This window comes from Nocardia vaccinii NBRC 15922 (assembly GCF_001613305.1).
Lineage (GTDB): Bacteria > Actinomycetota > Actinomycetes > Mycobacteriales > Mycobacteriaceae > Nocardia > Nocardia vaccinii.
Map to the genome: position 1 here is coordinate 17,020 of NZ_BDCC01000035.1, position 13,173 is coordinate 30,192.

Annotated in this window: 15 protein-coding genes and 1 pseudogene; 7 read left to right on the forward strand and 9 right to left on the reverse strand. The window is 63.8% G+C overall.

The window, feature by feature from the left end; all coding sequences use genetic code 11:
* Positions 1-2: 2 nt before the first annotated feature.
* Both NV1_RS23015 and NV1_RS23020 read right to left on the reverse strand, forming a co-directional pair.
* The gene (locus tag NV1_RS23015; protein ID WP_067894950.1) at positions 3-599 is read right to left on the reverse strand and encodes a type VII secretion target; all 597 of its coding nucleotides are present in this window, start codon (positions 597-599) and stop codon (positions 3-5) included.
* Between the two features lie 3 nt (positions 600-602).
* Complete coding sequence (locus NV1_RS23020) at positions 603-1,007, reverse strand: SseB family protein (RefSeq protein WP_157117271.1); 405 nt, start codon at positions 1,005-1,007, stop codon at positions 603-605.
* Positions 1,008-1,146: 139 nt separating this feature from the next.
* Between NV1_RS23020 and NV1_RS43750 the strand changes: the two genes are divergently transcribed.
* Both NV1_RS43750 and NV1_RS23030 read left to right on the forward strand, forming a co-directional pair.
* Positions 1,147-1,398 (forward strand): hypothetical protein, encoded by a 252-nt coding sequence (locus NV1_RS43750; RefSeq protein ID WP_067894955.1) that lies wholly within the window; start codon positions 1,147-1,149, stop codon positions 1,396-1,398.
* A 391-nt stretch (positions 1,399-1,789) separates the two neighbouring features.
* A complete protein-coding gene (locus tag NV1_RS23030) occupies positions 1,790-2,101 on the forward strand; it encodes a GNAT family N-acetyltransferase (protein WP_373864647.1) in 312 nt (103 codons plus the stop codon).
* Between the two features lie 25 nt (positions 2,102-2,126).
* Here the strand turns inward: NV1_RS23030 and NV1_RS23035 are convergent.
* Positions 2,127-3,371 (reverse strand): annotated as a pseudogene (locus NV1_RS23035) (IS110 family RNA-guided transposase).
* Between the two features lie 494 nt (positions 3,372-3,865).
* On the opposite strand from NV1_RS23035, the gene arfB reads away from it, so the two are divergent.
* Both arfB and NV1_RS45170 read left to right on the forward strand, forming a co-directional pair.
* Positions 3,866-4,294, forward strand: a complete 429-nt coding sequence (gene arfB, locus NV1_RS23040) for an alternative ribosome rescue aminoacyl-tRNA hydrolase ArfB (protein ID WP_067894960.1) — start codon at positions 3,866-3,868, stop codon at positions 4,292-4,294.
* A 168-nt stretch (positions 4,295-4,462) separates the two neighbouring features.
* On the forward strand, positions 4,463-4,630 hold the full coding sequence (locus NV1_RS45170) for a hypothetical protein (RefSeq protein ID WP_157117273.1): 168 nt from the start codon (positions 4,463-4,465) through the stop codon (positions 4,628-4,630).
* 79 nt (positions 4,631-4,709) lie between these two features.
* Here the strand turns inward: NV1_RS45170 and NV1_RS23045 are convergent, their stop codons facing one another.
* A complete protein-coding gene (locus tag NV1_RS23045; RefSeq protein WP_157117276.1) occupies positions 4,710-5,054 on the reverse strand; it encodes a hypothetical protein in 345 nt (114 codons plus the stop codon).
* A gap of 75 nt (positions 5,055-5,129) precedes the next feature.
* On the opposite strand from NV1_RS23045, the gene NV1_RS23050 reads away from it, so the two are divergent.
* The 3 genes from NV1_RS23050 to NV1_RS23060 all read left to right on the forward strand — a co-directional run bounded on the left by NV1_RS23050 (position 5,130) and on the right by NV1_RS23060 (position 6,679).
* Entirely contained in the window at positions 5,130-5,441 is a 312-nt protein-coding gene (locus tag NV1_RS23050; RefSeq protein ID WP_157117278.1) for an ArsR/SmtB family transcription factor, read from the forward strand.
* Positions 5,438-5,977: an SRPBCC domain-containing protein gene (locus tag NV1_RS23055; protein ID WP_067894969.1), complete on the forward strand. Its 540-nt coding sequence runs from the start codon at positions 5,438-5,440 to the stop codon at positions 5,975-5,977. The genes NV1_RS23050 and NV1_RS23055 overlap by 4 nt, the downstream gene beginning before the upstream one ends.
* A gap of 489 nt (positions 5,978-6,466) precedes the next feature.
* Complete coding sequence (locus NV1_RS23060) at positions 6,467-6,679, forward strand: DUF5302 domain-containing protein (RefSeq protein WP_067894973.1); 213 nt, start codon at positions 6,467-6,469, stop codon at positions 6,677-6,679.
* 1,399 nt (positions 6,680-8,078) lie between these two features.
* Here the strand turns inward: NV1_RS23060 and NV1_RS23065 are convergent.
* The 5 genes from NV1_RS23065 to NV1_RS23085 form a co-directional block, all read right to left on the reverse strand.
* Positions 8,079-8,375, reverse strand: a complete 297-nt coding sequence (locus tag NV1_RS23065; protein WP_067894976.1) for a hypothetical protein — start codon at positions 8,373-8,375, stop codon at positions 8,079-8,081.
* Between the two features lie 10 nt (positions 8,376-8,385).
* Entirely contained in the window at positions 8,386-9,759 is a 1,374-nt protein-coding gene (locus NV1_RS23070) for a hypothetical protein (RefSeq protein ID WP_067894979.1), read from the reverse strand.
* Complete coding sequence (locus tag NV1_RS23075; protein ID WP_067894982.1) at positions 9,756-10,061, reverse strand: WXG100 family type VII secretion target; 306 nt, start codon at positions 10,059-10,061, stop codon at positions 9,756-9,758. The genes NV1_RS23070 and NV1_RS23075 overlap by 4 nt, the downstream gene beginning before the upstream one ends.
* Positions 10,058-10,387: a WXG100 family type VII secretion target gene (locus NV1_RS23080; protein ID WP_067894985.1), complete on the reverse strand. Its 330-nt coding sequence runs from the start codon at positions 10,385-10,387 to the stop codon at positions 10,058-10,060. The genes NV1_RS23075 and NV1_RS23080 overlap by 4 nt, the downstream gene beginning before the upstream one ends.
* A gap of 879 nt (positions 10,388-11,266) precedes the next feature.
* Entirely contained in the window at positions 11,267-12,661 is a 1,395-nt protein-coding gene (locus NV1_RS23085; protein WP_169813383.1) for a tetratricopeptide repeat protein, read from the reverse strand.
* Positions 12,662-13,173 lie beyond the last annotated feature (512 nt).

The window sequence follows — 13,173 nt, forward strand, 5'->3', positions numbered from 1 at the left end:
GGTTACTGCTGCCCCGGCTGCTCGAGAATGGCCCGGGCCTTGGCTCCCGCTCGGGGGTCCGCTGATTCCAAGGGGTTGGTCGGGTTCGTCACTAGTCCCGGTGCGGCCGCTATGATCGCGCGTGCGTCATTGGAATTGTGCGAGACCATCTTCTGGAACGATTTCAGGCTGTAGTCGGGATGAAGCGCGTTGTTGACCATGTTGTCCGACAACGTTTGTCCCCACGATTGCGCATCGACCTGTTGGGTGGTCAGGTGCGGATTACTGGTGATGTCCGCGTACGCCTCCTTGAACATGTTCGAGAATTCCTGGTCTTCTTCGTGGTATGCCCCAGCGGCCAGATTCAGGGTTTGCGCGATGTCGTTACCGTCCTGCACCAATGTCCGCACTCCCCACGACCAGCGGTCACAGAACGTGCCGAATGCCTCCTGCACCGATTCGTTGCCCGCCTCCATCGGCGACAGTCTCGTGTCCGCGAATCCGCGCCCCGCCGCGGCGGTCGATGCGATACCCACGTCGGTCAACTCGCCGACGATCTTGTTGATACCGTCCGCTGCCTCTTGCAACAGCTTCGGGTCGACATTGAGCTGATCGGCCACCGACTAGACCACTCCCGCCACGGTCCCGGCCGGCGGCATGTCACCGACCTGCGGCGGAAACCCGATCGGCGCCGCACCCGCCGTATCCACCACCACCCCTGTCGAGTCCGGCCGCGACGCCGCATGCGCGGCCAGACGCCGGCCCCGCACCGTGTGGTACCGATATTCCCGATCCGGGACGACCGCGCGACGCGCCTGGAATCGCGCGAACTCCGCCACGCTGGTGAAGGCGCATATCCACCCAACGCCCTCGAATTGCGATACCAGAATCCGATCGTCATCGGTGATCGGGATCAGCAGTACAGCCTCGGCGAACGCGGTCACCAAGAGCTCGGGCTGCCCGAACCCGGAGTAGAAGGCGGCGATCTCCGCTTGCAGCGCAGAACTGTCACCCCTGGTGGTAAGCAACCGAGTGATCCCCCTCCGTGCATCTTCGAGGCACGATCGTACCTGCGGCATAGCCTGGATCTTCCGCCAGTCCGGGGCACGAACCTGCGACAGTCATCTACGCCCGGGATCGGCCTTGGGGATCCCTCGTCGGAACCCCTTGTTCGCGAAGCCGATTCAGGACGGTCGTACCGTCAACACCCAGATGCCGACCGACCCTGGCAAGCGACCAACCCAACCCGTAAAGATGGACAGCCTCATCAACCTGCTCGCACGTCAGACCACGGCGACGCATCGACACCCCATGCCGATGCAGGATCTCGCTTACCGTCCGCCGCTCGATGCCGAACCGGGCGCCCAACTGGTACACCGTCTCCCCACTCTCATATCCGGCGATGAGTTCCTGAACTAGATCGGTGCCGAGTTGGCGGGCCCGGCCGGGTTTGGATCGGGCGGCTTGCGACGGGGCGGGTGTGGCGGGGTTGGGAAGCTTCCGGCGCAGCGCATCCAGCGCTTCTACCTGGCGTTTCGGGTTATAATAAGCTCCCCCAACGTCCACAAATTGGCACGAATAGTGCTGTTGATCAGGGGTTTTGCTGCCTTTCGGCCATGAGACCATCTTCGGCCGGGCATCGCATATCTCCTGGTCAGCGCCTGTTTTCTTGTTCTATTTGGCCCCCAAGGTGTGTTTTCGTTCCCGCTCGGTGTCGATCCCGCGCGGTGTTGACTAAGCCGGAAGGCACTCTTTCATTACCGCGACGAGCCATGCTCATCGCGAGTGCGGTCTCACCTGGCCATCATGGATCGATGCCGGCTATGCGAGCGAAGCGGTGGCCGCCCTCGTCGCTGCGATCCACGACACCGGATACACCAGCGTAGAGATCGGCACGAACGGGTCGAATCTCGCGGTGCAGCGCATCTGCGACAAGATCGGCGCAACAGAAAAGGACCGGCGACCGCAGCCGTTGCCGGACGGATCGACCGTCTCTGGAATTGGTATGAACATCACCGCGTGGTCACAGAACCAACGTGAATCAAGTGCTGGTCCGAAAATAATCCCGGTGAGTGGCATGTGGAAGGTGATGCGAGCATGGCCGGTGCCCGGCGAGGCGTAGCGAGCCGCGGCAGTGAGCTGGTGGGTCAGATGGCTGCGAGCGGGTCGAAACGGACGGTGAAGCCGAGTGCGTTGGCTTGTCGTACGATGCGCCGCATGGCGCGTTCGGGGTCGAGGCGGGTGAAGTAGTCGCCGCCGAGGTCCTGGTATCCGGTGTCATCTGTGAGCATGTGCCAGGCTGCGATCACGATCGAATGTTGGATCGCCACAATGGTTTTCTTGGTTCCCAGCCGGGGTCTGAGCCGTCGGTAGCGGGCGGCGAGGTAGGTGTCGGTGGTGTGGCCTGCCGCCATCGCGGCGATGCCCAGGGCACCGCCCAGCCAGGTGTTGCCGTGGCGGGTCTTGCCGGATCTCTGTTTCCCGGCGGACTCGTGGTGACCGGGACAGACCCCGGCCCACGAGGCGAAGTGCCCCGCGGTGGGGAATCGGCGCATGTCGCCGCCGCTCTCGGCGATGAAGACCTCCGCGACGCCGCGGCCGACGCTAGGAATGGTCTCCAACAGGTCAATCTGCCGGGAGAAAGGGCGCATCTGCTCCTCGATACGTGCCGAGAGTTCCGCGATCGCGGCGCTGAGCTGATCGATACGCTCCAGATGTAGCCGGCACAGAAACCCATGATGCTCACCGAAGTTGCCGGTCAACGCCTCGGTCAGCTGTGGGATCTTCGAACGCATCCGGCGCAATGCCATGTCCGCCAGCACCTCGGCGTCGTGTTCACCATCGATCAGCGCGGCGAGCATGCGCCGGCCCGACTTGCCCAGCAGGTCCGAGGCCACACCGGACAGTTTGATCCCCGCATCCTCGAGTTCCTTCTCCAACCGTTGGGTCTCGCGGGTGCGTTCGGTCGTCAGCGTGGTGCGGTAACGAGTCAGGTCCCGCAAGTGCCGGATCGGTTCCGGAGGCACGAACGAAGCCCGCACCAGACCACATTCACCCAGCTGGCACAGCCACGCCGCATCCGACACGTCGGTCTTGCGGCCGGATAACCCCTTGACGTGGGACGCGTTGACCAGGATGACATTCAGATGATCCTCGAGCAGGTAGAACGCACCACGCCAGTAGTCGCCCGTGGCTTCCATCACTACCAAGGTCACCTTCTCGGCGACGAGCCAGTCCCGCAGCTCCAGCAGCGCGTTCGTCGTGGTGGCGAACGTCCGGATGATCTGGCTGCGTGAGCGTTTCCGTTTGCTCGCACCCGGCGTGCGCACACACGCTTACAGGTCCATCTTCCCGATATCCAAAGCGGCGCACCGCTCATGCAGCAACTCCACGCAAACCTCCGAAACCCCAGCGTCCTACCGACAGGGCGCCCGCCCGGAGGGACCGCAGAGCCTGAAGAGTCTGATCCGCGTGCTCATGGCAACAATCGACAGTTCCTGTCAGTGGCCCCCAACGTCATCCTCTGTCACGAGCTCTGGGCATCAAGCCTGAATCGACGTTCCGGACGGACGCGCGCCCATTTTCCCGCATCGACGGTGTCCGCGCAGCGGACCCGGTTCCTCTGTCCCAGATGTGAACGGGCCGCCGGTTTCGAGCCGTTGCCGCTCAACGGACCGTTAGCCGATAGGCAGGACGCATGGGTGGATCGCGTCACGAGCTGAGCACCTGACCTGCTCCAGTCACCCTGCAACCGGCATGTGCGGACGGCCTGCTCGTTACACGTCGACAAGGTCATCGCTATCGTGAACGACAAGGTCACCGTTCAGTCGCAACTAGACCGACGTGGCCAAGTCGACTCGCGGATCGGAAAGAGCGGCGTCGGATCGTGGCAGAGGACCTGACCGTGACTCGGGTGTTGGTGATACCCGCGTCCGAGTTACGCGAGCGGTTCTCACGGTCCTCCGGTCCGGGAGGCCAGCACGTCAACACCACCGATAGCCGGGTAGAGCTGTCGTTCGACCTCGCCAACTCGCCGTCGGTACCGGAACGGCTGCGCACCCGGATGCTCGACCGCCTGGCGACCCGCCTGGTCAACGGGGTGCTCACGATCGCCGCAGCGGAGCAACGCGCACAGCTGCAGAACCGCGCGGCCGCCCGCGAACGCCTGGCCTCGTTACTGCGTGACGCCGCTGCCGCCCCGCCACCTGTTCGCCGCGCCACCAAGCCCTCGCGCGGAGCAAAGGAACGCCGCATCTCCGCGAAGAAGCGACGCAGCGTCATCAAACGCAACCGCCGCGCCTCCCCCGACGACTAGCCGGCGGCAGCGCCACAGTTCGGGTATCTGCGGCACAATCGTTGTCGAACGGGCCCGTGCTCCCAAGTACCCGTCTGCATCCTCTCGTTGCTGGCAGCAGCCTGAGCGCAGGCACACCGACACACGCTAGCCCAGGGTCCGAACAGCGCGATATGCGGCTATGAGCGGATGTTTGTTCTGAACCGCTGTGCCTCTGGGGGCTCGGTAGCTCGCATCTCATCGGCGTTCAGCGCGGCCATCACCGTCTTCGGCGTCGGGGTCGACATCGACGCCGAATTCGCCCAGGTCGGTCCGACCGGCTATCGGCCGCTGTGTGTCCGTGACACCTTGTTCTGATCAGTTCCTGGCGCGCTGATCAGGGCAAGGATCTGGAGGACGACTTCTCGTTCGCTCGGGTTCAGTCGGCCTGCTGGTTTCATTGCCGCAGTTCAGGAATGGGTTGTTCTTCCAGGACGACGATTTCGCATTGGTCGGCCCAATGCAGGTGGTGGTGATCCTCGACCATTGCCAGCGCCTCGTCCATGCAGGTGGCCTGCAGGATGGACATTCCGATCACTCCGCTGTCGGTTTCGGTGGTGCCGGTCGGCGTGATCCGGCGCGCGTCGCCGAGGGGTTTGCCCGGGTCGAGGAGGCCGGTGCCGATCCGGGTGCTCCAGTCCGCCCACAGTTGCATGCCTTTCGCGGCTTCCGCGGGCGTGGCCTGAGCGAATCGTTCGGCGACCGAGAGGGGGGCGAGGTAGAGCACTATGTAGCGTTTCATGCGTTGAAAATAGGTGACCAAATGGTCACATGTCAACGCTCATGTGACCAATCGGTCTCATATAAGGTGGGGAGTGTGGACGAGGACGCGGTATTCAAGGCGCTGGCCGACCGCACGCGGAGGCACCTGCTGGACGCGTTGTTCGCCAAGGACGGCCAAACGCTGACCGAACTGGAGTCCGGGCTGGAGATGACCCGCTTCGGCATCGGCAAGCATCTGCGTGTACTCGAGGAGGCGGGCCTGGTGACGGCGGTCCGCAGCGGGCGAAAGAAGTTGCACTACCTCAATCCCGTGCCGATCCGACTGATTCACGATCGGTGGATCGACAAATTCACCGAACAACAACTCTCCGCGCTGGCCGATCTGAAGAAGGACCTGGAATCGTGAGCTTCGAGAACATCCTCTCGCGTGCACGCCCGGAGACGACCCAGATCCATCGCGTGATCATCGCCGCACCGGCCGAGCGGATCTGGGAAGCCGTCACCGATCCCGAATGGACCGTGCGCTACGGATTCGGCGGCCGCAGCCTGATCGAACCCCGGATCGGTGGCGCCTTCACGGTGTTCGCGCCGTCAGGGCCTCGCCCGATCGACAGCGAACCGGAGATCATCATCCGCGGCACCGTCACCGACTACGCCCCGCCGACGCTGTGGGGCGCGCGAATTCGCTTCCTGGGCGATGAAAACCTGGCCGCCGAGCCGGAAACCTATCTGCGCTACGAGATTCGCGATCGCGGCGACGGCACCTGCGCCCTGACCGTCATCCACGATGTCGCCGGTGCCCCGCTCATCTCGGTCATCATCTCCGGCGATCTGGAATCGGAAGGCTTCGGCGGCGGCTACCCCTTCATGCTCAGCGACCTGAAATCCCTGATGGAGACCGGGCAGTCGCTACCCACCAGCCGACCCACCCGGAAAATATGATTACCAGAGCTGCATCGGCTTTGCTTCACTCATCGCCGCTCTACCTGAACCGACCATGGCGCGCGCCCGGTTGTGACGGGCGGCAGGAACCCAGTAGCCGTTTGACCATGGTCGCACATCCTGAAATCGGCATGAGCGGATGTCGGTGGACGAAGCCCGCGGGAGGACACCCTGAGATAGGGGACACAAGCCTCGCCGGATCGACGGAACCGGCGAGGCTGCTTGGTCGGGTGTTCGCGCAATGCGGGCTTGTGGGCCTAACGCTCCACAACGCGAACACCCTGACAGTGTCGGGGCCGGTGACCTGGGTGCAGCCAGTAGCGGTCCGTGGGGCCAGCAAACGGACAGTGGGGGCCAAAGGTTGGCATGGCTTCGAGGATGACTCCGTCCGGTAGTACGAGCAAGGATGAGGTCGAAGCGCGCTCGTAGGAACCGCAGGCGCGGTACTGCATGTCGACCGGCGCCACCCCGAGGTGGCAAGCTGATCCCATGGCCGACGACACCACACCCCCATCCGAATCTCTCGACGATCCATCGAGCGAGTCGCCCGAGGAGGCAACAAGGCGGAAGTTCCGCGAAGCCCTCGAGCGGAAGAACGGCCATGCCTCCGCCAGCGGCGCCGCCCAGAACTCCGCCAAGGTCAGCGGCACTCACGCCCAAGCCGGCGGCAAACGCACCTTCCGCCGCCGCGCCGGCGGCTGATACGCCTGCACCGGCCGAAACCCCCTCACCTGAACTCCGCGACGGTGCCTCGAGCCGGGGGCGACATCCTGGCTGGAGTCAGAACAGTTCTCCCCCAGCGTGGATGGTCTGTCTGATGATCCAGCTGCCGGCATCCGACGACCTCGATCGAGCCGTCGGATTGGGGTGCGTCAGGAGCGTGAGCCGCGGCGCTGGGTGATGGTGAGGTCGCGGCCGAGGGCTGCGGTCAGAAATCTCGCTTCAATCGCCAGCATTCCCCACGAAAACCACTGGTCAGATCCGGTCCCATCCTTATAGTGCCCCGCCGAGGGCACGAACCTGCGACAGCCGTCTACGCTCGGGATCGGCCTTGTGGATCCCGTGTAGGAACCCCGCGTTCGCGGAGCCGATTCAGAACGGTCATACCGTCAACACCCAGATGCCGACCGACCCTGGCGAGAGACCAGCCCAGCCCGTAAAGATGAATGGCTTCATCAACCTGCTCGGACGTCAGACCACGGCGACGCATCGGCACCCGATGCCGGTGCAGGATCTCGCTAACCGTCCGCCGCTCGATACCGAACCGGGCACCCAACTGATACACCGTCTCTCCACTCGGATATCCGTCGATGAGTTCCCGGACCTGATCAGTGCCGAGTTGGCGGGCCCGGCCGGGTTTGGGTCGATCAGCGGGCGACGGGGCGGGTGCGGTGGGGTCAGGAAGCTTCCGGCGCAGTGCTTCCAGGGCTTCTACCTGCGGTTTCGAGTTATAGTAAGCTCCCCCAACGTCCACAACACAGCAATCGGCCCTGACCTGCAAATAGGTCAGGGCCGATTGCTGTTTCAGGGCTACCCATCAGCGGTCCGGTTTCAGAGGCTGGTTGCAGCGGAAGCGAGCGGTCGCGCAACACGTGGCGCAGTCCAGCGAAGTGGGCTCCACTATGCCTCTGCTTACGAAATATGGAACCGGTTGGATCGAAGCCGGCTGAATCGATGCGAACTGTGAGCCACGAATCGACAAGCAGGAGATCCGATGCCGGCAGATCCTCATGAATCGCGCATTCGGGAGTTCCTTGCACGCCGACTCGACATCCTGGAACCTGGCTTGCGCCTCGTTGATCACGAGTGTCGACTGCCTAACTGCGGCGGCGTGAGAACAGCTGCTGTACAGCACTTTTCAGGCTGCCGAACAACCGATATGCGGCTACTGAGCAGACGTTCGAATCCAGCATCGGGTCAGTCAACCCGGCGTCTGGCGAGTCAAGGGCTACCGCACGGCGATAACGGACTCGTGAAGAGTTCCGGAATTGAGGATGTAGATCCGCGCCATTTGCCGGACGCACGTCCGCGGCAGCGGGTTTGGGTCGCTGTGGGCAGCGAGAGCAATGCATTCACGGCTAACCGCGAGGGTCGACACCTATCAGTCGCCACTGAACCACAGGTAGCCGTGCTGCCGAATCGCGGATTCCGATGCTCGCCGCAAGACGGAGAACAGTTCCCCCTCCAAGTCGCTCCGCGGAATCGCGGAATCCAGCTCCTCCAGAAAGAATTTCAACTGGTATGAATTGAACATGGTGTCGGCATATTTGTGAATCCCACGCATCATCGGGCCCGTGGGTGAGTCCAAGACCATATCCGACAGCGTCTCGGCGGCAGCGCCGGAGAAGGACTCCACCTGGTTGTGGTTCATGTTCTGCACGCTTATCGCGATGCCCAACTGATCCTCCTTATTCGGGGAACATGTTGATCACGGTGCCCCATCTGTCCGTGATCACCTTGTACTTGTTCGTCGGTTGGCCGCCGTTGTTCTGCGACTTGTTTCCGACCGGGTGCCCGGCATCCACCTCACGTTCGTAGTTGCCGTAGTCGTTCGGCCCGCGTGCTGTAACGTTCTCCGCAGCCTCGGCCAATGCATCGAGGTCGGTACCTTCGGGGAAGGTACTTTTGTCGGGCGTGACGTTGTTGCCGCCCTGAACATGCTTTCCCTTGATGTAGTCCTCGGATTCATCGGTGAGGCCGCCGAGCGGAATCCCCGGAGCCGCCGGCAAATCTTCGTATTTGGTCGCCACGGTCATCGCGCCGTCCGCGGCGACGATGACCTTCATCGCGATGATGGTGGCGAGGTTGGTGACGGCCTTGTCCAGGTCGATGGTGGGCAGGGCGTGGAAGGCGTCGATGCTGGCGGTGGCACCGGCAGCGAGAGCCGCCAAGCCGATCACGGTCTTCATCCGGCTGGCCTGGTAGGCGGCCTGGATGGCCTCCATGGTGGTGACGACGTCGGCGTCGATGGCCGCGGTCGCGGCGACCGCGGAGGTACCGGCGCTGAACAGGGCCAGCAGACCACCGGCGATCGCGGTGATCCCGATGGTCAGCTCGAGGGTATTGATCTTGCTGCTGGTGTCGTTGCCGAGCGCGATCGTGGCGTCGCGATAATCCGCGACGGGAGCGGCCATCTGCTGGGCGGAGGTGGCGACGGTATCCGCGCTGGTTTCAAGGGTGGCGAAATGGTCCTGCAGCAGGCCCCGGTTGGTGGCGTCGTCCATCCCGTCGAACATCGCCGAGATCCCCGAGATATCGGCGGCGGCACCGGTGACGGTGGGGTGCTTGGCGAAGGCGTCCCAGACCGCGTGGGCCTTGTCGAGCTTGTTTTTATCGCCGTTGGGTAGCTTCCCGAAGGTGTTGAGCACCTTGGCCAGTAGCTTGTCGAAGAATTCCTTGACCGCGCCGTGATCGTCGAGACCGGGCCCGTTGTTGGCCACCGAGGACGGGAGGGAGACCTTGTATTCGCCGACCTGACTGACATCCGGTTGCGGCGGGGCGGGGCTGGACTTGTTGGCAACGCCGTAGTTGTGGCCCATCGCATACAGCACGGCACCGTAGTTGGTCAGCGCATTGGCCAGGCTAGCGCTGGCCTGCAGGGTCTGTGTAGTGGCGGTGTCGTAGGCCTTGCCCCAGTCCGCGCAGCCTGGGGCGTCGCCGGCCATGCCCAGGCAGTCGCCCCTGATCGCGTCGTGGACCGGCTTGTCGGCCTTACGCAGTTCGTCGGCGAGGTTGTGGCATTTCTTGGCGGCGTCGTAGTAGGTCTGCCAGTCGACGATCATGCCTGGCCCGAGCGCAGCATCCGGTAATTGGTGGCGACGGCGTCGGTGTAGCGGCCGTGGGCTTTCTGGGCGGCGTCGGCGGCGGTGGACACGCCGTCGGTGAATTCGCAGGCGGCGGCGAGCCAGCGGGTGTGGGCGTCTTTGTAGGCGGTGGCCGCGGCGGATTTCCAGCTGCCCTCGGGCAAGGCTTGTATCTTGTGGTCGAGTTGGTCGAGGTGCTCCGTAAGGAATCCGGCCAAGCCCGTCAAGCGGGCGACGACCTGGTCGAGCTGGTCGAGGTCGACGGTGAATTTCGAACTCATGGCAGGTTCAGGCTGGAGATGTGGTCGGCGGCCGCGGTGTCGGTGGATTTGTAGTTGGCGGCGGCGATACCGAGCTTCTCGGCCAGGCCGGTGAGGTCTTGCATGAGTTGGGTTCCGCCGTCGCGGGTTTCGGTCCAGCCGGTGGAGAATTCGTCGGCGGCGTCGCCGATCCAGCCGGAGGCCAGCAGCTGTTCGACCTCGCGGGCGGCGGTGGCCAGGGCCTGGTGCATGGTGTCGGCGATGTTGTAGACGTATTGACCGATGGCTTGCACCTCGTCCGGAACGACAGACAGTTGCTGGCCGGATGGCCCCCCGCTCACAGTCATTCGACAACCTTAGCGGCATTCGATCATCGGCGTCGATCCCGTCCGGCGACGAAAGCGATCATCGGCCACCTCGGCCGAACGTATCCCATCGAATCCTTTCATGTGCTGTAATCCGGCGGCGTCGACGCGCCCAGGCAACCTGCGATAGCGGCCGTCTACGCCCGCGGTCGCGCTTGCGCATCCCTCGTCGGTATCCCGCGCTCACGAAACCTGTTCAAAACCGTCATCGCATCAACACCGAGATGCCGACCGACCTTGGCAAGAGACCAACCCAAACCATAAAGACGGACAGCCTCATCAACCTGCTCAGCAGACAAACCACGACGACGCATCGGCACATCGTGACGACGGAGAATCTCGCTGACCGTCCGCCGCTCGATACCGAACCGGACACCCAACTGATACACCGTCTCCCCACCCAAATAGCCGACAACGAGTTCCTCGATCTGATCGGCGCCGAGCCGACGCGTCCGGCCAGGTCTGGGCCGAGCGGCGGCTGGTGGGGCAGGCGTGGCGGGGTCCGGCAGATTCCGGCGCAGGGCTTCCAGCGCTTCTACCTGGCGTTTCGGTGTCGTTCAGCGGGGCGAACGGCGGGAGTCGAACTACCTCGCTCTGCCCTGGCGTTGATCAGGTCAGGATCGAGTGGTGCTCAGCCGGCCGGCCCCGGGCCCCGGCGAGGGGTTTGACGACGAGACCGATGCTCGCCCCTCGCGCTGGCGCCGATGTGCAAGTGGGGTGAGGGTGTGCAAGAGCAATAGCGTGAGGGCCGACGGCATGACCTTGGCGCAGTCCACGTACAGCTAGCGGCCGATTCGCCCGGTCAACTCGGCCCTACTCATTCCGGCCCGCAGGCCGGGTGTCCGATCAGCTTCGGTGGGCTCATGGAATCACCAAATGGCGCCCGTAGCGGCTGCTGAAATCGTGAGATAGGAAGTCGGACTCCGGATGGATGGCAACCGCAAGGCTTCCCGCCCCGGGATCGGGGTACTTCCGCAGTGATTTGGCCTGCGACCAGGCCGCAGCGAACTCCCTGTGGGTGCCGATCTGGACGGTTCGGTTGCTGGTCTGGATCCGGTCGTGCGCCCGCTCGACCGAAATGCCCACGAGACCGAAAACAGGACGGAAGGTTCGTTCATAGTCGTCGGCCGTCGAGGTATCGGGCGTCATCACGTGCACAGGGCCATGCTGAGCTGTGTAGGTCCCCGACAGCAGCAGCATCGCAAGGGTCTGATCATGGTGATCGAGATCCTTGAAATCCTGATCGAGCCCCTGCCGCAACGCCAGCGATGCTTTGATGATGCGTTCGTCCGAAAGTGGGAGGCCGAGTGTCCGGCGCGACGCCTCATGCAGGGCCAGGAACGATTGATCGGAGTGACTCCGGTCGAAGTCGCTCTCGCTCAGTGGCTTACCACGTAGTTTGTCCGAAGATCGGCGCCAGAACGACATGAAACCACCCGTCCCCCTGGTCTTGGCTGCGGCGGTTTTTCCCCGCTCGCGCAGCAGGGTCTCGAGGTTGTTCATCGCGTTAGCGCTGCCTTTGTCGGCCGCGCGCCGGTACCAGATCTCGGCTTCAGCCAGCTCGCCCCGACCTTTCAGCAGAATCGCGAGGTTGTTCATCGCGTTTGCGTTGCCTTCGTCGGCGGCACGCCGGTACCACGTCTCGGCTTCAGCCAGCTCGCCCCGGTCCTCCAGCACGATCCCCAGGCTGTTCATCGCATCGACGTTGCCGTTGTCGGCGGCACGCCGGTGCCAGGGCTCGGCTTCGCGCACCTCCCCCCGCTCACCTAGCAGAATCCCCAGGTTGCTCATCGAGTCGACATTGCCGTTGTCGGCGGCACGCCGGTACCAGGTCTCGGCTTCGCCCACCTCGCCCCGCAGATACAGGAGGGTGCCGAGTTCGTCCATCGAGTAGACGTTGCCATTGTCGGCGGCGCGCCGGTACCAGCTCTCAGCTTCGCGCACCTCGCCTCGCTTGCGCAGCAGGTACCCGAGGTTGCTCATCGAGTCGACGTCACCGTTATCCGCGGCACGCCGGTACCAGGTCTCGGCTTCGCCCACTTCGCCTCGCTTGCGCAGCAGGAGGCCGAGTCTGTTCATCGCGATGAGGTTGCCCTTGTCGGCGGCACGCCGGAACCAGATCTCGGCTTCGGCCGCCTCGCCCCGCTCGTTCAGCAGGAACGCAAGGTCGGTCATCGCGTCGGTGTCGCCTTCAGCGGCAGCGTGTTCGAGCCGGTTCCGTTGTTCACACATTGCAGCCTGCCCCGTATCCCTCATGAACGACCTCCAGCGCCACCGTCCAGAGCGCTCGGCGATGCCTGCCGGGTGCGCCGCCCCCATACCTCCAGCGCCGAGTATCCGGTCGGTCTTGCGGGAGACCGGCAAGGGGCGCAGGTGGCACGGTACCTACCATGGCAGAGCTGAGAACCATTCCAGGGTAAGGTAAGTCACTTGATGCCGCATCGGCTTTCCTCAGCGCCCGGGGAGAGAAGTCCGGTCGGTCGGCGCTTATCAACGATGCGTTGATCGCGATCGAACCCGACCTCGTCACCGGCATGAAACTCGCCGACTCCAACGGGATCTGACCACCGCGATACCGAACCTGAAGGTGCAGTGAGATCCACGCGCACATCCACCGCGCCCGTTTCAACTACCCGTCGCCTGCTTCAGCAGCCCAGTGCTGCGGAGGAGCAAGGTGAGGGTGCCAGTGGTGCCACCAGGGCGCTGCCCGAGCGGGAAGGGGGTGGATCGTGTATGCGCGTTCCACCACGATTTTGGCGCAGATCTCC